Annotated in this window: 23 protein-coding genes; 12 read left to right on the forward strand and 11 right to left on the reverse strand. The window is 66.5% G+C overall.

What is annotated here, in order from left to right:
* Positions 1-199 precede the first annotated feature (199 nt).
* Both SLQ30_RS14985 and SLQ30_RS14990 read left to right on the forward strand, forming a co-directional pair.
* Positions 200-994: an acyl-CoA thioesterase gene (locus SLQ30_RS14985; protein ID WP_319448336.1), complete on the forward strand. Its 795-nt coding sequence runs from the start codon at positions 200-202 to the stop codon at positions 992-994.
* 119 nt (positions 995-1113) lie between these two features.
* A complete protein-coding gene (locus tag SLQ30_RS14990; RefSeq protein ID WP_319448337.1) occupies positions 1114-1848 on the forward strand; it encodes a rhomboid family intramembrane serine protease in 735 nt (244 codons plus the stop codon).
* Between the two features lie 2 nt (positions 1849-1850).
* Here the strand turns inward: SLQ30_RS14990 and SLQ30_RS14995 are convergent, their stop codons facing one another.
* On the reverse strand, positions 1851-2228 hold the full coding sequence (locus tag SLQ30_RS14995) for a heme-binding protein (protein ID WP_319448338.1): 378 nt from the start codon (positions 2226-2228) through the stop codon (positions 1851-1853).
* Positions 2229-2483: 255 nt separating this feature from the next.
* Here SLQ30_RS14995 and SLQ30_RS15000 point away from each other — a divergent pair, with 255 nt between their 5' ends.
* Both SLQ30_RS15000 and SLQ30_RS15005 read left to right on the forward strand, forming a co-directional pair.
* On the forward strand, positions 2484-3539 hold the full coding sequence (locus tag SLQ30_RS15000) for an esterase family protein (protein WP_413468040.1): 1056 nt from the start codon (positions 2484-2486) through the stop codon (positions 3537-3539).
* A gap of 27 nt (positions 3540-3566) precedes the next feature.
* Positions 3567-3995, forward strand: a complete 429-nt coding sequence (locus SLQ30_RS15005; RefSeq protein WP_319448339.1) for an SRPBCC family protein — start codon at positions 3567-3569, stop codon at positions 3993-3995.
* Positions 3996-4011: 16 nt separating this feature from the next.
* Here SLQ30_RS15005 and SLQ30_RS15010 read toward each other — a convergent pair whose 3' ends face one another.
* The 4 genes from SLQ30_RS15010 to SLQ30_RS15025 all read right to left on the reverse strand — a co-directional run bounded on the left by SLQ30_RS15010 (position 4012) and on the right by SLQ30_RS15025 (position 7100).
* The gene (locus SLQ30_RS15010; RefSeq protein WP_319448340.1) at positions 4012-4668 is read right to left on the reverse strand and encodes an O-methyltransferase; all 657 of its coding nucleotides are present in this window, start codon (positions 4666-4668) and stop codon (positions 4012-4014) included.
* A gap of 56 nt (positions 4669-4724) precedes the next feature.
* Complete coding sequence (locus SLQ30_RS15015) at positions 4725-5378, reverse strand: nitroreductase (RefSeq protein WP_319448341.1); 654 nt, start codon at positions 5376-5378, stop codon at positions 4725-4727.
* 39 nt (positions 5379-5417) lie between these two features.
* Entirely contained in the window at positions 5418-6236 is an 819-nt protein-coding gene (locus tag SLQ30_RS15020; protein WP_319448342.1) for an alpha/beta hydrolase, read from the reverse strand.
* Positions 6237-6314: 78 nt separating this feature from the next.
* Positions 6315-7100, reverse strand: a complete 786-nt coding sequence (locus SLQ30_RS15025; protein ID WP_319448343.1) for an oxidoreductase — start codon at positions 7098-7100, stop codon at positions 6315-6317.
* Between the two features lie 176 nt (positions 7101-7276).
* Between SLQ30_RS15025 and SLQ30_RS15030 the strand changes: the two genes are divergently transcribed.
* The 7 genes from SLQ30_RS15030 (at position 7277) to SLQ30_RS15060 (ending at position 14295) form a co-directional block, all read left to right on the forward strand.
* Positions 7277-8077, forward strand: coding sequence for an esterase (locus tag SLQ30_RS15030; RefSeq protein ID WP_319448344.1), 801 nt, complete (start codon positions 7277-7279; stop codon positions 8075-8077).
* Between the two features lie 136 nt (positions 8078-8213).
* A complete protein-coding gene (locus SLQ30_RS15035; RefSeq protein ID WP_319448345.1) occupies positions 8214-9497 on the forward strand; it encodes an MFS transporter in 1284 nt (427 codons plus the stop codon).
* Positions 9498-9607: 110 nt separating this feature from the next.
* Positions 9608-10588, forward strand: a complete 981-nt coding sequence (locus SLQ30_RS15040; protein ID WP_319448554.1) for a LacI family DNA-binding transcriptional regulator — start codon at positions 9608-9610, stop codon at positions 10586-10588.
* A gap of 111 nt (positions 10589-10699) precedes the next feature.
* On the forward strand, positions 10700-11902 hold the full coding sequence (locus SLQ30_RS15045) for a cytochrome P450 (RefSeq protein WP_319448346.1): 1203 nt from the start codon (positions 10700-10702) through the stop codon (positions 11900-11902).
* Entirely contained in the window at positions 11899-12969 is a 1071-nt protein-coding gene (locus SLQ30_RS15050; protein ID WP_319448347.1) for a phosphotransferase, read from the forward strand. The genes SLQ30_RS15045 and SLQ30_RS15050 overlap by 4 nt, the downstream gene beginning before the upstream one ends.
* 24 nt (positions 12970-12993) lie before the next feature.
* Positions 12994-13254 carry a hypothetical protein gene (locus tag SLQ30_RS15055; protein WP_319448348.1) on the forward strand — a complete coding sequence of 87 codons (261 nt, stop codon included), beginning with the start codon at positions 12994-12996 and terminating at the stop codon, positions 13252-13254.
* Positions 13255-13398: 144 nt separating this feature from the next.
* Positions 13399-14295 carry a DMT family transporter gene (locus tag SLQ30_RS15060; RefSeq protein WP_319448349.1) on the forward strand — a complete coding sequence of 299 codons (897 nt, stop codon included), beginning with the start codon at positions 13399-13401 and terminating at the stop codon, positions 14293-14295.
* Position 14296: 1 nt separating this feature from the next.
* Here the strand turns inward: SLQ30_RS15060 and SLQ30_RS15065 are convergent, their stop codons facing one another.
* Together SLQ30_RS15065 and SLQ30_RS15070 are read right to left on the reverse strand one after the other, a co-directional pair.
* Positions 14297-14914: a hypothetical protein gene (locus tag SLQ30_RS15065; RefSeq protein WP_319448350.1), complete on the reverse strand. Its 618-nt coding sequence runs from the start codon at positions 14912-14914 to the stop codon at positions 14297-14299.
* A gap of 63 nt (positions 14915-14977) precedes the next feature.
* A complete protein-coding gene (locus tag SLQ30_RS15070) occupies positions 14978-15910 on the reverse strand; it encodes a class I SAM-dependent methyltransferase (protein ID WP_319448351.1) in 933 nt (310 codons plus the stop codon).
* A 184-nt stretch (positions 15911-16094) separates the two neighbouring features.
* Between SLQ30_RS15070 and car the strand changes: the two genes are divergently transcribed.
* Positions 16095-19565: a carboxylic acid reductase gene (car, locus tag SLQ30_RS15075; protein ID WP_319448352.1), complete on the forward strand. Its 3471-nt coding sequence runs from the start codon at positions 16095-16097 to the stop codon at positions 19563-19565.
* Between the two features lie 57 nt (positions 19566-19622).
* Here the strand turns inward: car and SLQ30_RS15080 are convergent, their stop codons facing one another.
* From SLQ30_RS15080 to SLQ30_RS15095, 4 genes are all read right to left on the reverse strand, one after another.
* Entirely contained in the window at positions 19623-20687 is a 1065-nt protein-coding gene (locus SLQ30_RS15080; RefSeq protein ID WP_319448353.1) for a dihydrodipicolinate reductase, read from the reverse strand.
* 71 nt (positions 20688-20758) lie between these two features.
* Positions 20759-21058, reverse strand: a complete 300-nt coding sequence (locus SLQ30_RS15085; protein WP_319448354.1) for a hypothetical protein — start codon at positions 21056-21058, stop codon at positions 20759-20761.
* A gap of 260 nt (positions 21059-21318) precedes the next feature.
* Positions 21319-21717: a TIGR03668 family PPOX class F420-dependent oxidoreductase gene (locus SLQ30_RS15090; protein WP_319448355.1), complete on the reverse strand. Its 399-nt coding sequence runs from the start codon at positions 21715-21717 to the stop codon at positions 21319-21321.
* A 10-nt stretch (positions 21718-21727) separates the two neighbouring features.
* Positions 21728-22345, reverse strand: coding sequence for a hypothetical protein (locus SLQ30_RS15095; protein ID WP_319448356.1), 618 nt, complete (start codon positions 22343-22345; stop codon positions 21728-21730).
* Between the last annotated feature and the right edge of the window lie 16 nt (positions 22346-22361).

The raw sequence follows: 22361 nt of genomic DNA on the forward strand, positions 1-22361 counted from the left end.
GCACTTGACGTTCCCAGGATCAACATCATCGTCGTTGCCTTCCCATGCTGGCAATGAATTGGCAAGGCCGGTCACAGAAGCTCCCTTCCAGGTGCGCGGCCGTCCGCCGCGTCCACATGTAGGAGGGCAGCGCCGCCCGGATTCCCACACTTTTTCCCGGTGGGCCTGCTCCGCGGCCGCTCCGCTAGGGTGACGCCCGATGACAGCGCACGATCGAAGTTGGATTGCCCGCCTGTTGGACTTCGAGCGTCGCGGCGATCTGTTCATCGCGCCCAACCCGAGCAGTGGTCCAGGCAACAGGCTCTTCGGTGGGCTGATCGCTGCCCAATCGCTGGCGGCCGCGGGCGCCACGGTCGATGCCGAGAAGCTGCCGCAGTCGCTGCACCTCTACTTCGTGCGCGGCGGCGAATACGGCGTCGACGTCGAACTGCAGGTCGAGCGGACCAGGGACGGCCGGTCGTTCGACACGCGACGGGTGACCGCCGTCCAGCACGGCAAGACGATCCTCGAGCTGATCGCGTCGTTTCACCGACCGGAATCCGGCGCGGACTGGCAACCGCCCAGCGTGCCTGCCCTGGAATTCGATGCGGCCGTTGCGAAGTCTCCCGACTTGGGGTTCGCCAGGCGGTTCGACATTCGCACCGCGCCCGGCGACGACTCCGTGTTCGCGGTGCCGCCGTTCTGGATCAGGACCAAGGACGCCATCGAAGCCGATCCGCTGATCCGAGCCTGCACGTTGACCTTCATGTCCGACTTCGGACCGGTGCCGGTAGCGCGTCCACCCGGCACGCCACTGGACCCGGACGGCGACTACGCGGCCAGCTTGGATCACGCCGTCTGGTTCCACCGCCCGTTCTGGCCCGAACATTGGCACCGCTACGAGGTGCGGTCGCTCAACAACTCCGACTCCCGCGGGCTGGTCGTCGGATCCCTTTACGACCGCACCGGCGCCCTGGTGGCGAGCACCAGCCAGGAGGCGCTGTGGAGGTTTTGACACAATGAATCGTGAGCATCCCGAGCACACCACCGCAGGCGCCGCATTGTTATCGGCATCCTGACCGCGAGACCTACATCAGCTGTACCCGGTGTCAGCGCAGCATCTGCCCTGACTGCATGCGGTCGGCGCCGGTCGGGCACCAGTGCCCCGAGTGCATCCAAGAGGGTGCTCGTTCGGTACGGCAGCCCACCACCGCATTCGGCGGACGGGCGGTCAGCAGGCCGTGGGTCAGCTATGTGCTCATCGCGCTGAACGTCGTGATGTTCGTGCTGCAGAAGGCGAACGACGACGTCTACCGGCAGCTCGTGCTGCAGGGGAACGTCATCGCGTACTACGACGAGTACTACCGGTTGGTGACGTCGGGGTTCCTGCACGCAGGCCTGACGCACATCTTGTTCAACATGGTCGCGCTGTACTTCACCGGCCCCGCGCTCGAGCGGGCGTTGGGGCATGCACGCTTCATCGGGCTCTATGCGCTCAGCCTGCTCGGCGGGTCGGTACTGGTCTACCTCTTGACGCCGCCTGGTCAGGCGACGCTGGGTGCGTCGGGCGCCATCTTCGGACTCTTCGGTGCGACGTTCGTGTTGGCCCGCAAGCTTGACTTCGACGTGCGCGGGATTGTCGGACTCATCGTGATCAACCTCGCCATCACCTTCATTGCGCCGGGCATCAGCTGGCAGGGCCATGTCGGCGGACTGCTCACGGGCGCGGCGGTGGCCTGGGTATACGCCTACGCTCCACAAGCGAAACGGACACTGATCCTCGTTGGGTGCGCGGCCGCCTTGTTGCTGCTATTCGTGGTGCTCGTCTGGTGGCGCACCACGGCCATCCTCACCGCGATCGGCGTCTGACGCTACGGGCTTGGGGGTGCCCCGCAGCGATCCTTGATGTCGACCAACGGCTGCCGGATGCCGGTCAGGTCGGCCTTGGTATCGGGATGAGCCGTCAGGTAGGCCTTCACCTTCTTGCCGACCTGCGCCCGGTTCAGGCCCTCGAGGCTGGTCATGAAGTAGTTGAAGTCGGGGTGCGTGAACAGGTAGGTCGACGTCGCGGCGGACACGCCTGCCCGCACGCCTTCGAGGTCGGCGGCGGTGCAGTTCGGCGGATCGGCGGCAGGATCCTGGTCGGCCAGCGCGGCGGGCACCCCACCGAACAGCGCGGCGGCCGTCAACGCGCCCGCGACGAGACTGCTGCTCGCCAGTAGCCGCACGGGGTTTGCAGTGAACGACATGGCCAGCTCCTTCATTGTTTGACCTGAGTTTGACGCCGCCGACGAGCTCCGGCATGCCCTGCAAGGTAATTCACAGGTTATTCAGGTGGCACGTTCAGCCGGCGACTGGGCGGCTCACAACCGATGCCAACAACACGATTCACCGAACACCTTGATAACAAGGCGATTACGGGCCGCGTGGGGGAAGTAGGGCCTGCTCAACGGACTGTTAGCTTGCCGAAGACGCGATAAGCAGAAGAGGGGTTGAGGACGTTGATGCTACGGACGGCTCGCGGGCTGGTACGCCGGGCGGCGCTCACCGTGTTGGTCGGCATGATGCTGCCGGGGCTCGTCGGCGTCGCAGGGCCAACGCCGGTCGCCGGGGCCTACTCCCGCGATGGCCTGCCCGTCGAGGTGCTCGAGGTGCCATCGCCGTCGATGGGCCGCAACATCAAGGTTCAGTTCCAAGGCGGCGGCCCGCATGCCGTCTACCTGCTTGACGGCCTGCGCGCCCAGGACGACGCCAGTGGCTGGGACATCAATACCGCTGCCTTCGAGTGGTACTACCAGTCCGGGCTGTCCCTGGTCATGCCCGTCGGCGGGCAGTCGAGCTTCTACACCGACTGGTACCGCCCCGCGACGGGTAGTTCGGGCGCGCTGACCTACAAATGGGAGACGTTCCTGACCCAGGAGCTGCCCGGGTACCTGTCCGCCAACAAGGGCGTGACACCGACGGGCAACGCCGTCGTCGGGCTGTCGATGTCGGGCGGCGCTGCGCTGGTGCTGGCGGCCTACTATCCGACGCAGTTCATCTTCGCCGGGTCGCTGTCCGGATTCCTCAATCCGTCAACAGGCTTGTGGCCCACCATGATCGGCTTCGCCATGAAGGACGCTGGCGGATACAACGCCAACGACATGTGGGGCCCCACCAGTGATCCGGCGTGGAAGCGCAACGACCCGATGTTGCTCATTCCGACGCTGGTGGCCAACAACACCGCGATCTGGGTCTATTGCGGAAACGGCAAGACCTCCGACCTCGACGCGCCCGGCGACTTCGGGGTGCAGTACGCCGCGCAGTTCCTCGAGACCGTCACCGTCGACACGAACAAGCAGTTCCAGAAGAACTATCTGGCCGCCGGTGGGCGCAACGCCATCTTCAACTTCCCGGGCGACGGAACCCACAGCTGGGGGTACTGGGGCGCACAGTTCCAGGCGATGAAGCCGGACTTGCTGCGGGTGCTCGGAGTGGGCGTCCCGCCGCCGCCCCCGCCCGCTGCACCGCCCGCTGCACCGCTCGCGGTGGCGCCTGGCCTGGTCCTACCACCTGCTTAATTCCCCGCGATTGGGTACAAGTGACAGATGGCGAACGTCGACGTGTCGGTTTCCTCGAAGCTCTCTCCCGAGCAGGCGTGGAAGTTGGCGTCGGACCTACCACGGTTCCATGAGTGGCTGACCATCTTCGGCGGGTGGCGCAGCGCGGTGCCCGACGTCGTTGAGCAGGGCACCCGCGTCTCGTCGCTGATCAAGGTGAAGGGCTTCCGCAACACCATTCGCTGGGAGGTCACCGACTACGACGCGCCCAAACGGCTCACGATGCAGGGCAGTGGGTTCGGCGGGGTCCACATCGCGCTGAACATGGCCATCACCGACGACGATCCAGGCTCGACGTTTCACCTGCAGGCCGCACTCTCGGGTGCGTTGCTCAACGGTCCGGTGGGCGGGCTCGTCGCGCGGGTGTTGAAGTCCGACGTCGAGAAATCCGTCCGGAATCTCGCCGCGCTGACCTGAGCGCGGACATGAGAGCTCAAGCCCGGCAGCTGAGCTCCATGCTGTCGCTGTCTCTGGCCAGGAAGTTGACGCTCACATATCCGTTGGCCGGATCACGCACGTAGTCGAGGTAGGGCTGCGTCTCGGGCATGTTCGTATTGTCGGCGACGATCAGAGTGCCCGGCGAGAAGCGTGGTTGGAGGAGCTCGAGCACCGGAAGGTAGAACTCCTTCCACCCGTCGAGCAGGACGAAGTCGACCTCGGAGTCCAGCGTCTTCAGCGTCTCGAGAGCGTCGCCTTCGAGCACGGTGATCACCCCGGAAAGGCCGGCGTCGGCAAAGTTCTTCTTCGCCGTCGCGATCTTGGCGGCACTCATTTCCGTCGTCACGACGCGGCCGCTTCCGTTGTCACGGACCGCCGAGGCCAAGTGAATGCCGGACAGGCCCAATGACATACCGAACTCGACGACGGTCTGTGGGCGGGTGGCGCGCACCAGCGCGTACAACAGCCGACCGGCTTCGGGGGTGACGGGCATGTAGATGTCGCTGAGTGCGTCGGCGCGTTCCTGCGCGGTGGCGTTGGCGAGGTCGGCGAACCGGCCGCTTCCGTTGCGCAGCGCTGTCATCTGCTCATGGGATTCGGCGTACATCCGGTCCAGTGCGGAAGCGATCTTTGGGTCTGTGAGCGTGGACATGGCTGCGACGGTACGCCGCGACCTCGTGCGTGTCCGGTGCCCGTTGGGGACGCAGTTCAGCTGTCGACGAAAACCATGTTGTGCTCGAGCGGACTGCGCGGCGTGTGCAACCCGTTGCCGGGAAAGTCCGGGTCGGGGTAGCCGATCGAGAGACCGCACAGGATCCGCAAGTCCTCGGCGACTCCGAGTTGCTCGCGGATGACGTCCGGGTAGCCCGCGATCGACACCTGCACGCAGCTTCCGATGCCCCTTGCGGTCAGCGCCAGGATGAAGGTCTGCAGGAACATCCCGACCCCGAGCGCGTCTACGTGGTCGAGGTCGCGATGCATGCAGACGATGGCGCCCAACGGCGCCCGAAAGAACTCCCAGTTCCGCAGTACCGCGACACGTCTGGCTTCCGGATCATGGCGCGGCACGCCCATCGACCCGTAGACCAGCGCGCCCAGGTCGCTGCGGAAGTGGTGGAACTCCTCAGGAAGTGGCGGGACCTGAGGCTCGCCCTTTTCCGCTTCTTCGAGCAGGGCTTTCACCAATCGGTCGCGGGCCGGACCGGAGTTGAACACCAGTCGCCAGGGCTGAATGTTCGAGTTGGACGGCGCCCTGATGGCGAGTTCGAGGGCTTCGATGACGAGCCCCCGCGGTACCGGCTTGTCCCGCAGGAACAGTCGGGTCGACCGCCGGGCGAGAATGGTTTCCTCGAGGTCGTACATCGTTGTGTCCCCTAACTTCTCGCGGCCGTCGCCGATGCATCAGAAACCCTTGGCCGCGAACCAGTTCAGAGCCACCTCGGCGACGTCGCGCCAACCGTTGTCCATCGTCAACGAGTGGCCGCGGCCCTCGAACTCGTGGAACTCGGTGTCGGAGCCGCCCTTGGCGTACAAGCCGAACACCTCCTTGGTGACCTTCAGCGGCACGGTGTGGTCCTCGGTACCCGACGTCAGCAACAGCGGTCCGCGATCGACCAGGTGCGTGTCGACCTTCGCGGGTGAGTTCTTGGAGAAGTTGGCGCCCGCGTCCTCGAACAGAGGCTTGCCAGGCCCGGGGATCGTCCACTTGTCGTGGAGGTCGTTGGACTCCTCCTCGGTGAGCATGTTGCCGAAGGCGTAGTGAAACTGCTTGGCAGTCAACGACACCGTGCGATGCCGATTGGCCGGGTTCCCCAACACCGGGAAGGCGGAACGCAACTGCGCGAGCGGCAGCGCCTTGACGCCCTTGATGGCCGCGGGGTCGATCGCGACGGCGGCGGCGACGTGCCCGCCGGCCAGCAGTTCCTGGGCGATCAGGCCGCCGAACGAGTGGCCGACGACTATCGGCTTGGCCTCGTGCTTGCCATCGGCGGAATCGATCAGTTGGACGTAGTGGTCGACGATTTCGCTGATGCCAGTGGCGTTGAGAGCGTCTGGGTTGGCCCGTGTCGCCTCGACGGTTTCGCCGTCGCCCGGCCAACCCGGCGCCGAGACGTCGTAGCCGCGCTCGGTGAACAGGTCCAGCCATGGCTGCCAGGCGCTGGCGTGGATCCACAGGCCGTGGATGAAGATGACGGGGTTGGTCTTGCTGGGAGTGGCCATTTCGGGTTCCTTTCGTTGTGATTTCGGCGTGTTTGGTTGCGATCAACGCAACTCAACACGCCCAAATCGCGAGGGGGGTTAGACGGTGGTGACGTATCCGCCGTCGATGCGGACGTCGGAGCCGGTGGTGTTGCCCGAGCGGTTGCTAGCCAGGAACACCGTAAGGTCGGCGACCTCTTGCGGCGTGGTGAACCGTCCGGTCGGGGCGCCTGCGGATACCGAGGCCACCACGTCGTCGGGGGTGGCGCCGGTCGCCGCGGCGAACTTGGCGGCCACTCCGTCTTCGGCCAGCCAGAGGCCGGTGGACACCGGGCCGGGGCTGATGGTGTTGACGCGAATCCCCTTGGGGCCGAACTCCTTCGAAAGACTCTTCGCGTAGTTGGCCAGCGCGGCCTTGGTGGCGCTGTAGTCCACGATGTTCCACTCGGGCAGCGTCGCGTTGACCGAGCCGATCATCACGATCGCGCCGCCGCCGCGGGCCAGCATTTGCGGTACGGCGTCGCGCGTGATGCGCACCGCCGAAAGGAAGTTCAGCGCAAGGGAGGCGTCCCACTCCTCGTCGGTGACCGACAGGATGCCCTCGAAGCGGGTGGCCACCGCCCCGGCGTTGTTGACGAGCACGTCGACCCCGCCACGTTCGGCCGCCGCGGCGATCAGCGCCCGCGGCCCTTCCGGCGTCGAAAGGTCGGCGGCGACGAAGGTGGCCGATCCGGCGGCTTCCAAGGCCTGTAGTTCCGCGGTGTTGTTGCGGGCGCCCGCGATCACGTAGGCGCCTGCGGCGACGAAGGCCTGGCTGATGGCCAGACCGATGCCCTTGCTCGCGCCGGTGACGACGACGACCTTGTCGGTGAGATTCATGTCCATGCCCATAGCTTGCTGCACCGCCGCACCAACTGTGGGCCGTGCCGTAGAAATGGCGGCCGCCGCCAAGTTTGTGACTGTGCCGACAGGCGATACCCCAAGGATCCGCCAAGGCGAAGATCGCAAGCTATGTGCGCGCCCCCACGGTCGCACCAAACATTTCGAGCTAGGACACCGACATGACCAGGACGCCGCAGCACCTCGGCAAGGTGTTGATTGCCCTCATCAGCGCGGCCGTCGTCGTGGCCGCGGCGGGTTGCGGCACGTCGAGTAGCCCCGGTGCTCCCGGGAGGCCCACGGCCGGTGCGCCTTCCGTGTGCGGTGAGCTCGGCGGCACGTTGGGTCTCGACCAGCTCTGCCAGGTTCACGCGTCGGCCGCCGACTACACGCTCGACATGAGCTTCCCGGTCGACTACCCCGAGCAGCAGGCGGTGACCGACTACCTCAAGAAGCAGCGTGACGACTTCGTGGACTACGTGAAGAAGTTCCCGTCGACCGGACGGCCGGCGCCGTATTCACTCGACGTCAAGGGTGAGACGTACCGATCCGGCACGCCCGAATCCGGCACGCAAAGCCTGGTATTCGATGTCGACGACGACGAGGGCTTGGCCCATGAGGGTCACCCGGACACCTCCTACGACGTGTTCAACTACGACCTCGACAAGCACGCTCCGATCACGCTGGACACCCTGTTCAAACCGGGCGTGAATCCGGTGGACCTGCTGTCGCCGATCGCAGCGCCCATTCTGACGGAACAGTTTGGCGCAGAGCTCATTCCGGCCCTGCACGAAGCCGGTACGAAGGCCTACCAGAACTTTGCGATCACCGACGACGCCGTGACCTTCTTTCTCGGCGAGAGCCAGCTGCGCGTAAGCAACTCCGGGCCGTTTCAGTTCTCGGTGCCGCGCGACGAACTCGACTCAGCGCTGGCGATCACACGCGGGCCACGCGTGCACGCGAGCGCGCGCAGTCGGGGGTGACGTGCACCGACAGCAGCACCGGACACTTTTTCACGGTGTCGCGAGACACGCTGCGGCTCGGTTGAGTTCGGGCATGAAGAATCGCGTAGGCAGGCGCTAAGCAAGCTGCTCAATTCGGCGCTGATACCTTCCCCGGATGGCTGACGACCCCGCCGCGACCCGTAAGGCCATCGTCGGCGCCTCGATCGGGAACGCCGTCGAATGGTTCGACTTCGCCATCTACGGATTTCTCGCGACGATCATCGCGGCCAACTTCTTCCCGACGGACGACGACACCGCCGCCCTGCTGAAGACGTTCGCGATCTTCGCCGCCGCGTTCTTCGTGCGCCCACTCGGCGGGCTGTTCTTCGGGCCGCTCGGCGACCGGATCGGCAGGCAGCGGGTGCTGGCCGTCGTCATCCTGTTGATGTCCGGCGCGACGCTGGCGATCGGCCTGCTGCCGACCTACGCCGCCATTGGGATCGCCGCACCTCTGCTGCTGCTGTTGTTCCGCTGCCTGCAAGGCTTCTCGGCCGGCGGCGAATACGGCGGAGGGGCCGTCTACCTCGCGGAGTACGCATCCGATGAGCGCCGCGGCCTGGTCGTGACGTTCATGGTGTGGTCCGGTGTGCTCGGGTTCTTGCTCGGCTCGATCACCGTCACCCTGCTACAGGCCGCCCTGCCCGCGGCCGCGATGGCGAGCTACGGCTGGCGGATTCCGTTCCTGCTCGCGGCGCCACTGGGATTGATCGGGCTGTACATCCGGCTGCGCCTGGACGACACCCCCGAGTTCACCGAACTTCGCAAGGAGCACAAGGTCGCGAAAAGACTGCTGCGCGAAGCAGTCACGACGTCGTGGGTGCCGATTCTCCAGGTGTTCGGCCTGTTTCTGATCTTCAACGTCGGCTACTACGTGGTGTTCACATTCCTGCCCAACTACCTCATCAGGCCACTGGGCTACGGCACCACGCAGGCCTTCGTGTCCATCACCATGGCCAGCGTCGTCGCGCTGGTGTTGACGTTGCCGTTCGCGGCGCTGTCGGATCGAATCGGGCGGCGGCCCATGCTGATCGCGGGCTCGGCGTGCTTCGTCGTGTTCGCGTATCCACTGTTCCTGATGGTTAATTCGGGCTCACTGGGCGCGGCGATCACGGCGCATTGTGCGTTGGCGGCGATCGAAGCCGTGTACATCTCGGCGGCCGTCACCGCGGGTGTCGAACTGTTCGCCACCCGGGTGCGCTACAGCGGGTTCTCGATCGGCTACAACGTCGCCGTCGCGGGGTTCGGCGGCACCACGCCGTATGTGGTCACGTGGCTGACCGCGCATACCGGCAACGTCATGGTGCCCGCCTTCTACCTGATTGCCGCGGCCGTGGTTTCCCTGGCGACGGTGCTGCTGCTTCGCGAGACGGCAGGCACTCCGTTGCGGGCGGCGAGCTAGGTCCAATTCCGCTCGCACGATTGTTGACTCACTTCAATCTCGCGACTTGGCAGTTTCGTGTGCCCACGCGGAAAAGCGCGTACACGTGCCACGATGACCCGGTGAGCGGGATGCGAGCGGCGAGGCCGACCAAGGCCGACGTGGCCCGTCTTGCCAATGTCTCGGCGGCCACCGTCAGCTACGTGCTCAACAACGTCGCGGGCCAGACCATCTCGGCGCAGACCCGCGCGGCCGTGCACGCTGCCGCAAAGGAACTCGGCTACCGGCCCAACCTCGCCGCACGCAACCTCGCCGTCGGAGCCAGCGGCGTCGTGTTGTACATCGTGCCGCGCATCGCGCTCGGCGAACTGCTGCTGGAGGTCGGCAGCCGGATGACCGCAGCACTCGCGCGCCACGGTGTCGTGCTCTCCATGCAGTTCGAAACCGATGACGGGCAGAACGTCGTCGACGCCGTGGCGGACCTCAACCCCATCGCGGTCACCAGCGTCTTCCCGCTCAGCGGCGCCGCACTCGAGGCCGTCACCGCTGCAGGCATCCCGCAGATCCACCTCGGCAGCGCGCAACTCCACGCGATGGGTGCCCTGCACATGACCATCGGTGAGCTGCGCATCGACCACCTGGTCGCGCGCGGCCACCGCAAGCTCGCCTACGCCACGTCGAACGTGGCGGCGCTGCGCCCGCTTGGGGATTACTGGCTCGAGGGACTGCGCGTCGCGGCCCGCAAGCGGGGGCTGCCGGAGTTGACCACGAGCACCGTCGCGGCGGATGGCTCGGATGCCTCCGACGTGGTGACTGATTGGGTGAGGGCAGGCATCACCGCCGCATGTGCCCAAAGCGACGAGACGGCGTTCGTGGTGCTGCACGGGGTGCGTGCGGCCGGCTTGCGCTGTCCGGACGACCTCGCGGTGATGGGCGTGGACGCAGGCGCGCTTGGCGCGGTCAGCGCGCCACCACTGACGTCGGTGGGGTTCGACGCCGCGACGATCGTCGACGTGTCCGTCGCGGCGATGATGACGGAGTTGGGCTACCCGACCGAGGGCGAACCGAGCAGTGCAGGAGTCGCGCGACTGATCCAGCGCGCGTCCACCTGATCACGAGAACTTCTTGTAGGGCAGTCGCTCAGCCGTGTAACTTACGCGGGTAAGCAATGCGCCGCAGCCCTCGCGGACGCGAGCGAAAGAAATGTGTGAGAGGCGGACTCCGTGAGCGTTGACGCAGCCAGCGACGTGTACTTCGACCCGTACAGCGTGGACATCAACGCCGACCCGTACCCGACGTTCGCGCGGCTGCGCGAGGAAGCGCCGCTGTACTACAACTCCCAGCACGACTTCTACGCGGTCAGCCGGTACGAGGACGTCAACCGCGGCATCGTCGACCACGGCACGTTCAGCTCGGCCAAGGGTGCGATCGTCGAACTCATCAGGGCGGACTTCCCCATCCCCTCCGGCGTGCTGATCTTCGAGGATCCGCCCGTGCACGACATCCACCGCAAGCTGCTGGCACGCATGTTCACCCCGCGCAAGATCGCCCTGCTCGAGGAGAAGATCCGCCAGTACTGCGTCGAGAGCCTCGACCCGGTCGTCGGCACCGGCAAGTTCGACTTCGTCACCGATCTCGGCGCCCTGATGCCGATGAAGACCATCAGCGCGTTGATCGGCATCCCCGAGCAGGACCAGCAGGCCGTCCGCGACCACGTCACTGATCAGATGAAAACCGAAGCGGGCCAACCCATGAAGGCCGCCGAGCAGGGTCTGGTCAGTGGCGACATCTTCGCCGACTACATCGATTGGCGTGTCGACCACCCGTCCGACGACATCATGACCGAACTGCTCAACGTCGAATTCGTCGACGAGACCGGCACCACCCGCAAACTCACCCGCGACGAGCTGCTGATCTACCTGAACGTGGTCGCAGGAGCGGGCAACGACACCACCACCCGGCTGATCGGCTGGGCGGGCAAGGTGCTGGCCGAACATCCAGACCAGCGCCGCCAACTCGTCGAGAATCCGGACCTGATCCCTACGGCCGTCGAGGAACTCGTCCGGTTCGAACCGCCCGCCCCGCACGTGGCGCGCTACGTGACGCGCGACGTCGAGGTTCACGGCCAGACGGTGCCGCAGGGCGCCATCATGATGATGCTCATCGGCGCCGCCAACCGCGACCACCGCCAGTTCGCTCCGGACGGCGACGTGTTCGACATCAACCGCGAACAGCGGGCGCACCTCGGCTTCAGCGTGGGCGCCCACTACTGTCTGGGCTCCGCACTCGCGCGACTCGAGGGCCGGGTGGCGCTGGAAGAGGTGCTCAAGCGGTTCCCGGAGTGGGACGTCGACCTGCCGAACGCTGTGTTCTCCACGACGTCGACCATTCGTGGCTGGGACTCGATGCCGGCGTCCATTCCGTGACCGCCGCGCTGACGGTCCCCAAGGACTGGGCAGAGCTCACCCCGGAGTGGATCACGGTGGCCCTGGCCGAACGGCATCCCGACGCGACAGTCGACACCGTCACCGTGGTCCTGCGCGACGACGGCACCAACCGGCGCGCGCGACTAGGCCTGACGTATGCCGACGGCCCGACGGGACCTTCGACGGTCTTCGTCAAGGCCGTCGACCCGGACCACAAGTTCTTGATCAAACTGACCAGTGGGCTGCTGCACGAACCACGGCTCTTCAACGCGAAAATCGAACTGCCGCTTGAGCATCCGCTTGTCTACGCCGCCGTGATCGACGACGTCGACGAGGACTTCCTTCTGGCGATGGAGGACCTCACAACGCGCGGCGCCGACCCCCGCGATGCGACCAGGCCGTTAACCGTGGAGCAGGCCGCCAACGGCGTGCGCGGGCTCGGCCGGATGCACGGACGCTACTGGGGCCGCCGCGTCGAGCTGCCCGAGCTCGACTGGCTGGAGCCGTTCGTGCCGTGGGAGGGCATGGGCGCGGCGCCCCTGCCCGCTGCACTCGACCGGCTCGGCGACGACGCACCCGCGTCGGTGCACGCGCTCACCATCGACGGGCTGATCGAGGACGTCTGGAAGCCCTACATCCGCACGCTCACCGTCGGCCCCCCGACCCTGTTGCACGGCGATGCTCACGTCGGCAACACGTATCTGCTGCCCGACGGGGAGCTCGGCTTCCTGGACTGGCAGGTCGCCCGCCGCGGGAACTTCTCGCTCGACCTCGGCTACTTCCTGCAGGGCGCGCTGACCACCGAGGATCGCCGACGCCACGAGCGCACCCTGTTGGAGACCTATCGCGACGCGCTGGAGTTGCCCGCCGACGAAATGCCTTCGGCGGACGAGGTCTGGACGGGCTACCGGGCGTCGGTGGCACATGGGCTGACGCTGTGGCTGTGCACGGCCAGCGCCGGTGAACTGTGGCAGCGACCCGACATCGCGCTGGCGTTGGCGCAGCGGTATTCGGCGGCCTACGAGGACCTTCAGACCGCGCAGGCCATCGCCGACCTGATTGGCTAGGCCGGCTCAACTACGCTGGACGGCATGCGGCTCAAGGTTCTGCCCTTCGTAACCGTTGAAGTCGACGACCGCGTGCGACGCAGGCTGCGTTCGAAGGCGGAGCGGCTGCGGCTCAACGTCCGGGCCTACCTGCTCAGCGCGGCCGACGACGTCGACTCCGCAGGCGACAAGGTGCGTGGCATGTGCGATGCCGCGGTCCATCGCGTCGACGACGCGGTCGGCAGGGTCACCGACCGGCTCGGGCCCGAAGGCGCCGACTCGGATGCTCGACTCGAAGCTAGCTGAGGACCCCTCTACGGTGTAGGCGGCGGGGGTCATCGCACGAACCGATGAACGCATGAGCCGATGAACGCACGAGCCGATGAAGGAGTGTCCGGAACGGTGGTAGCGCGCTCTTGATGGGACACCTCTCATGATCGGGCATGGCTCTTGATCGGGCATGGCCTCGTCATCGTTCTTGCGCTGTGCGCGGCAGGCTTCATGGCCGTCGGCATCGTGGTCCGCCAGCGCGCCACCATGGACCTGCCCGCCGAAGACGGCGTCAGCGCCGTCATGTTCACCACGCTCCTGCGCCGCCCGATCTGGTGGGCGGGCACCGGAGCGGCCGTGCTTGGCTACGCCTTCCAGGCGCTCGCGCTGATCAAGGGCTCGCTGATCCTGGTGCAACCGATCCTGGTGTCCGCGCTGCTGTTCACCCTTCCGCTGAGTGCGCGGCTGGCCGGGCGCCGCGTCACCCGCTCCGAATGGCTGTGGGCCGGCCTGCTCACCTCTGGCCTCGCCGTGTTCGTGCTACTGGCCCGCCCCGGTCCGCAGGACACTCCCGCGTCGCTGCCCGTGTCGACGATCGTGGCCGTCGGCTGCGGCGTCGTCGTGCTGGGCTGCGTGGTGGCAGCCATCCGCATCGGCGGTTGGCAACGCGCCGCATTGTTGGCCGTCGCCGTCGGCGTGCTGTTCGGCGTCGTCGCCGTGACCACGAAGATCGTCATGCACGTGGCCGCCGCTCGCGGTCCGCTGGCGCTGTTGGCCACGCCCGCTCCATACGCCCTGATTGTGCTCGGGATCATCGCAACGCTGTTGCAGCAGTCGGCCTTTCATGCCGGCGCATTGCAGATGACCGTGCCGACGATGCTGGTGCTCGAACCCGTCGTCGCAGTGCTGCTTGGCGCCATCGTGCTGGGGGAAGAGCTCGAGGCGGGCCGGTATCAGGCCATCGCGCTCACCGTCGCCGTTGTCGCGATGGCCGCGGCCACCGTCGCGTTGGGCCGCGAAGAAGGCGCCTACGAAGAAGGTCTCGAGATGAAGCGCGCGCGCGAAGCGGCGGCCTGAGTCAGTGCGCCCCGCCGACGCGGTGGGACATATATGCGGAGTAGGCGAACACCACGGCCAGGATCACCACCACGATCACGGCCGACATGACCCATTGCCTGCGGGTTCCGGCCACGTGGTCGGGCGCACACATCGTGACCGGGAACCCGAGCGCGACCAAGATCTCGGCAGCCGCATCCTGGCTGCCAGGATTGATGTTCAACTGACCCCTGCGAGTCATGAGTTCCACCGTCAACGGGTATTTCGGTAGGTCCAACGAGTACGTGGTTGGCACCGACCCGCCGTAATTCCAGTGCCGCGAGGTGCGGGCGGTCAACGCGGGCCGGATGTACGCCGCAGTGATGTCCTCGCGGAGCGCATATGGCGCGTCGTCGGCGTACACGCCACTGTCATCCACGTAGAGCGAGACCCGGTCGGGCCGCGGTACGAGCGCGCGCGAGAGCATCCTCGGGTAGACGACGAGCATTGCACCGACAACCACGACCACCGCGACGAGCTTCGTCTTGCCGGGCAGCACGATGCATGCCGCACTCAGCAGAAGGCACGCGGCCACGCCCGATCCGAACACCCACTTCACCATGGGGTTCGTTTCCATCAGCTTCGCTTGCCCGCGATACATCGAGGAAAATCTACGGCCCGTGCTGTGCGTCGGCTGCGGGTTGGGCTGTGAATGCCCTGGCAATCAGCCCAATATCGACGTGTAGTACACGACGTCGGCCATGGTCGAGGACCCGTCGTCCGTCGTCGGCATGGCGGGGAAGCCGTATTCGGTCAGCAGGGTCCCCATCGAGGTGCCCAGCGAGCGCCAGCCGCGCACGTCGAGGTATGCGCCGACCTCGTTGCGCTCGCCCTCGAACCCCAATTCGGAGAAGTCGAGGTCGAACCCGTGGTCGCGCCACTTCGCGCTGGACTCACGCATCTTCTCCCTGGCCGCTTCGAGGTCGACGTCGGGGTTGTGCGGGATGGTCTCGGTGGCCAGCCTGCTGCCGGGTGCACTGAGTGCGGTGACGGCGTCGAGCAGCCGGTCCTGCGCGTCGGGGGGCAGGTAGCCGAACAGGCCCTCGGCGATCCACGCGACGGGCTGGTCGGGGTCGAAGCCCGCCGCCTTGAGTGCGGTCGGCCAGTCGTCGCGCAGGTCGATGGCGACGTGGCGGAGCGTGGCCGTCGGCTCGGCGCCCAGACCGGCGAGCGTCGTGGTCTTGAACTCGATGACCTCGGGCTGATCGACCTCGAACACGGTCATGCCGTCGGGCCACGACAGCCGGTAGGCCCGCGAATCGAGCCCGGCTGCCAGGATGACCGCCTGGCGGATGCCGGTCTTGGCGGCGTCGGCGAAGAACGCGTCGAAGTACCGCGTGCGGGCCGCCATCGCCGCAGGCATGTTGGCCAGGCCGAAACCCGCTTCGTCACCCTCGATGGCCTCGGTGGTCAGTTCGCCGCTCGCCCAGCGAGTGAGAAAGTCCACACCGACGGCACGCACCAAGGGCTCTGCGAAGGGGTCGTCGATGAGTGGCTCGTCGGCGTTGGTGGCTACTGCCCTTGCCGCCGCCACCATGGTCGCCGTCACTCCGACGCTGGTGGCCAGGTCCCAGCTGTCGTTGTCGGTCCGAGTCATCGTCTACCTCCATAGTTGAATACTTAGACACTATAACAAATGATCGGGAGTGGCCGTCGTCACACAGCAAATCAGCAGGTCAGCCATTTGGGGCATATCTTTAGTTTTGCTAACGTTATGAGTGTACGTGAGGGCGACGAGGCCCCCGAGACAAATAATTCCAAGTAGTAGTTAGAGGCTTTTCATGTCGAGCAATACCCGCGAAGCACGGCTCGCACGCCGCGTCGCCGACCTTTACGCAAACGACCAGCAATTCGCCGCCGGCAAGCCCGACCAGGCCGTCGCCGACGCAGCCAACCAGCCAGACCTACGCCTGCCCGAGGTCGTCCGCGTCGTGATGGAGGGCTATGCCGACCGGCCCGCCCTCGGCCAGCGCGCCGTCGAATTCGTCACCGACGCCGCCGGGCGCACGACGGCCCAACTGCAGCCCCGTTTCGACACCGTGAGCTACGGCCAGCTGTGGGAGCGCGTGCAGGCGTTCGCCGCAGGTGTGCGGGGTACGCCAGTCCACCCCGGCGACCGGGTCGCCATCCTCGGCTTCACCAGCGTCGACTACACCGTCGTCGACACGGCGCTTACCCAACTCGGGGCGGTGTCCGTGCCACTGCAGACCAGTGCGCCGCTGAGCCAACTCCAACCCATCGTCGCCGAGACCGAGCCGACACTGATCGCGTCGAGCATCGACTACCTGGAGGACGCCGTCGCGCTGGTGCTCAGTGGGCCTACGCCGGCAAGACTCGTCGTATTCGACTTCCGGCCCGAGGTCGACGACCAGCGTGAGGCGCTCGAGGCGGCCAAGGTCCGGCTTGACGGTGTCGTCGTGGAGACCCTGGGCGATGCGCTCGCTCGCGGGCGCGCACTGCCCGCGCTGGAAACCGTTGCCGCCGAAGGTGACGACCCCATCGCGATGCTCGTCTACACCTCTGGCAGCACCGGCGCGCCCAAGGGCGCGATCTACCCCGAGAGCAAGGTCGCCACCATGTGGCGGGCCGCCGCCAACACCCACTGGGACGAGAAGCAGGGAGTGGTCCCGGGGATCACGCTGAGCTTCCTCCCGATGAGCCACGTGATGGGCCGCGGCGTCCTCTTCGGGACGCTATCCAGCGGCGGCACGGTCTATTTCGCCGCCCGCAGCGACCTGTCCACCTTCCTCGAGGACCTGGCCCTGGTGCGGCCAACGCAGATGAACTTCGTGCCGCGCATCTGGGACATGTTGTATCAGGAGTACGTGTCATTGGCCGATAGGGGCGCGACTGATGACGAGCTTCGCCGGAGTCTGCTCGGCGGACGCTTCGTCACCGCGATGACCGGTTCGGCCCCGATCTCGCCCGAACTCAAGGCGTGGGTGGAGGGCTTCCTCGACATGCACCTCGTCGAGGGTTACGGCTCCACCGAAGCGGGCGCCGTCTTCGTCGACGGTCAGATCCGCCGCCCACCGGTGCTCGACTACAAGCTGGTCGACGTGCCCGACCTGGGCTACTTCGGAAGCGACGTACCGCACCCGCGCGGCGAGCTACTGGTCAAGTCCGACCAGCTGTTCCCCGGCTACTACAAGCGGCCCGAGGTCACGGCCGAGGTCTTCGACGCCGACGGTTACTACCGCACCGGAGACATCGTCGCCGAGCTCGGTCCGGACCAGGTGCGCTACGTGGACCGCCGCAACAACGTGCTGAAGCTCTCCCAAGGCGAGTTCGTCGCCGTCTCCAAGCTCGAATCGGTCTTCAACGACAGCCCGCTGGTGCGGCAGATCTACCTCTACGGAAACAGCGCCAGGCCCTACCTGCTGGCCGTCGTCGTGCCCACCGAAGACGCCCAATCCCGTTACGCCGGAGCCGAACTCAAGTCGGCGATCAGCGCATCGCTCAAGGAGGCGGCGCGGACGGCGGCGCTGCAGTCCTACGAAGTGCCCCGGGATTTCCTCGTGGAGACCAACCCGTTCACGTTGGAGAACGGGCTACTGACCGGCATCCGCAAGCTGGCCTGGCCCCGGTTGAAGGAACGCTACGGCGCGGAGCTCGAGCAGTTGTACGCCGACCTGGCCGACGGTCAGGCGGGCGAGCTACGCACGCTACGCCAGAGCGGCGCCGATCGGCCGGTGCTGGAGACCGTCGGCAAGGCCGCGAGCGCGCTGCTGAGTGCGGCGCCCTCCGACGTGCAGCCCGATGCCCAGTTCACCGACCTCGGCGGAGACTCGTTGTCGGCGTTGACCTTTGCCAACCTGCTGCACGACATCTTCGACGTCGACGTCCCCGTCGGCGTGATCGTCAGCCCGGCCAGCGACCTAGCCGCCATCGCCGCGTACATCGAGGCGCAGCGTGCGGGTGGGGCCAAGCGACCGACGTACGACGCGGTGCACGGCCGCGACGCGACCGAGGTGCACGCGAGCCAGCTGACCCTGGACAAGTTCCTCGACTCGGAAACCCTTGCCACGGCAACGTCGTTGCCCGGCCCGGCCTCCGAGATCCGCACCGTATTGCTCACGGGTGCAACCGGATTCCTCGGCCGCTACCTAGCCCTGGACTGGCTGCAGCGGATGGACCTGGTCGACGGCAAGGTAATCTGCATCGTCCGCGCCAAGGACGACGCCTCCGCACGCGCCCGACTGGACGCGACGTTCGACAGCGGAGACCCCAAGCTGCTCGCGCACTACCGTGAACTGGCCGCCGAGCACCTCGAAGTGTTCGCAGGCGACAAGGGCGAGGCCAACCTCGGCCTGTCCGACGACGTTTGGCAGCGGCTGGCCGACACCGTCGACCTGATCGTCGACCCCGCGGCGTTGGTCAACCACGTACTGCCCTACAGCCAGCTGTTCGGGCCGAATGTGCTTGGTACTGCGGAGCTCATCCGCATCGCGCTGACGACGAAGATCAAGCCGTTCGTCTACGTGTCCACGATGGCCGTCGGGGCGGGGATGAACCCGGCCGACAATACCGAGGACGCCGACGTCCGCGAGGTCAGTGCCACCCGCAAGGTCGACGACAGCTACGCCAACGGCTACGGCAACAGCAAGTGGGGCGGTGAGGTGCTGCTACGCGAAGCCAACGAGCACCACGGCCTACCGGTCTCGGTGTTCCGCTGCGACATGATCCTGGCCGACACCACGTACGCCGGACAGCTCAACCTGCCCGACATGTTCACCCGCATGATGCTCAGCCTGGTTGCGACAGGCGTTGCGCCGCAATCGTTCTACGAACTGGCCGCCGACGGCCAGCGGCAGCGGGCGCACTACGACGGGCTGCCCGTCGAGTTCATCGCCGAGGCCATCTCGACGCTCGGATCCCATGTGCAAGAGGGCTTCGAGACCTACCACGTGATGAACCCGTACGACGACGGCTTCGGCATGGACGAGTTCGTGGACTGGCTGATCGACGCCGGCTACCCGATCCGGCGCGTCGACGGGTACGCCGACTGGCTGGCCCGCTTCGAGACCACGCTGCGGGCGCTGCCGGAGCAGCAGCGCAACGCGTCGCTGCTGCCGCTGCTGCACAACTACCGGAGCCCGGAGCACCCGATCAACGGGTCGATCGCCCCGACCGATCGGTTCCGTGCTGCGGTCCAGGACGCAAAGATCGGTCCCGACAAGGACATTCCGCACGTAACCCCGCCGGTGATCGTCAAGTACGTCACGGACCTGGAGTTGCTCGGCCTGCTCTAACCCCGTGATTTCGGCGCGCTTTTCGGAGTTGAGACCCGAAAAGCGCGCCGAAATCGCTTAGTTGCCGAAGCCGATGAGACTGCGGACCGGCGGGAGGTCCGCGATGGTCGCGAACCCCGGCGCCGCCGCACACACCGCGGGCACGGCGTTGAGCACCTGCATCCCGGTGGCGACGTTCGCCGAGTTGACGTGCTCGAGCATCGAAGCCTCCCGCTCGAAGCTCGCCAACGAGAAGAAGTGCGCCTGCATCGACGGGTCGCCCTCGATGGTCAACGTCCAACCGTGCCGCGGCTTGGGCCAATGCTTCGGATACTCGTTGCCGACGGTCCACAGCGTCTCGATCTCGACCAACGGCTCACCCTGCCTGCGGCCGACCCAGTTCCACCGTTGCCCAGCGGTGGTTCCGGCCTGCAGCACGTGGTCGAAGATCTCGTGGTCGTGCTCGGCGGCGACGGCTTCGACGGAGGCCGTCACCTCGTCGATGCCCGCGTTCAGCGCGTCGGCCAGCAGCCACACCTGCTCGGTGAAGATCGACGAGTTGAACGCCAGGAAATCGTTTGCGGTAACGCTGATTTCGTCGACGGGCTGGCCGAAGCGCATGTTGTCGAACGTGATGGCGGTGCTGTCGTAGACCGACCAGTCGGCCCGCTCCTGCACTGTCAGCTTCTCGATGGTGCGGCTCATGCCGGTCAATGCCAGCGGCAGCGCCCCGGACAAGTTGCCGGGGTTCAGCCCGCAGCCATGCACGGTGGTGCCGCCCTGCTGACACGCTGCCAGTACGCGATCGCGGTCGGCAGCGGCGATGCGCTTGGGATGGAACAGAAACGCCGTCGTGACAACGTTCTTCCCGCTCGCGAGGATGGCACAGACGTCGTCGACGGACGTCAGCCGCGGCGTGTAGACCACGCAGTCCGCATCGAGCGCCAGGATCGCGGCGTTGTCGGTGGTCGCCGTCACGCCGACCGGATCGCGCCCGATGAGCACGCCTGCGTCGACGCCGTTCTTGTCGTCGGAATACACCTTCACACCGGCCAGTTCGAGCCCGGAGCGGGGATCGAGGATGGTGGCGAGCAGTTCCTTGCCGATGGCTCCCGTGCCCCATTGCACGATGCGAAGTGTCATGGCGGCTGATTCTGGCACGAAAGAGGGGCATCCCTTACGGGATGCCCCTCTAACGGCCCAGTCAGGTTGGGCTACTTGACGTCGACGTAGACCGTCTTGTCGGTGACCGTGGTCAGCAGGTCGTCACCCGGGTTGCCCGAGTCGGTCCTGCTGTAGGTCTGTCCAGGCCGCACCGCAACGACGCTGGCCTGGTCGAGTGGGGTGTTGCCTACGCGATTGACGATCACCTTGTAGCCGCGCGCTTGAAGCGAGCTGATGGTGTCTTGCGCGTTGCCAGGACCGCTCGGCGCGGCGACGGCCGGTGCGGCGAGCCCGAGGACGGCGGCGGTCAACCCGCTCGCGATGATGGTGGCAAATCCAAACTTCTTCACTGTGCAACTACCTCTTCTTATACGTCTGCTCGCGAACCACGCCGTCGGTGGCGTTGCCCGGAGGCATCCCGCTGCCGGCTCGGGGGCCTTTCCCAACCCGGTCACAGGTTTCAAACCAACAGGTCAGCGGGTTTAATTCCGTTGGCAGAAATTGATCGACGGATGGCAGGAATCGAGCTAAGCGCGCGTCGCGTTCCGAGGCTTCGGCTCACCACGGGGTGTCATCGCTACCCGCACTCGAAAGAGCTCGTCAGCTATTTTCATGCCTGCCAGGAGGACCAGCGTGCGATGTCGACCGAGACGACGGGGCCGTCGAGCGCGATCCGTTCGTACTGCGGGTACTTCTGGCGCAACAGCGCGTAGCCGGTGGCCATCTGCTCGCCCCTGTCGTGAATCGCGGCAACCCCGTCAACGCGCACCCACCACAGCTGCGTCCAGTCCGCGTCGTAGTGGTCGACGAGCAGGCTGACCCGCGGGTTGGCTGCGATGTTAGCCAGCCTGCGTAACCGGTGGGTGGTCTTGCGTTTGGCGTCGACCGCCGTATAGAGCACATCGCCGCGCACCGCGAAGACCACCGGCACGGCGTGTGGGACGCCGTCTGCCCCTGCCGTCGACAGGACCGCGACCGGGGCGGCTGCGAACGCTTCGGCGGGGATCATCGCGCCGGGGTCACCGCGGCCCGCGAGGTTGGGGGGCGACGCTGATGGGATTGCGGGTGACGTTGATCTCGGGCTTCTTCGTCGGCCGGTTCTGATACCGCGGCGGGTAATACGCCGGCGCCGATGCCGACGGTGGTGGAGGCGGGGGCGGCGGAGGAGGTGGCGGCGGGAGCACGGAGCTGGCGGTGGCCGTCGTCGGCGCGTCCGTCGTCGGTGTCGTCGACGTCGCGGGCGAAGGGGACTCCTCATCGGACGGTCCGCGCACCGTCAGCAGTACCACCGCAACGACCAGCGCCACGACGGCGAGCGCCACCAAGGCCATTCCGAGCACGGCCTGCCGGGTCTGATACCAGGGCGTCGGTGCGGGCTTGAAGTGCCATGTGTCCGCGTCGAAGGCGTCGAACCGATCCGTCAGAACCTGTTGGTCGTGCGGCGGATCCGGCCAATAGTCGACGACGTCCTCGGGCGTCGGGTCCGGTTCGGCCTGCGCTTCTGGGTCTTCGGCCTCGTCGAAGAGATACTCGAACTGGCCGTCCGCAGGGTCGCCGCCGGGCGCACCGATGTCCAGCCGATCGGTGTCGTCCGGCGCCTCCAACCTGGAATCCGCCGAGGCCTCGCTATCGGGCACCCCATGATGCTAGGCG

This window comes from Mycobacterium sp. RTGN4, assembly GCF_033804635.1.
Lineage (GTDB): Bacteria > Actinomycetota > Actinomycetes > Mycobacteriales > Mycobacteriaceae > Mycobacterium.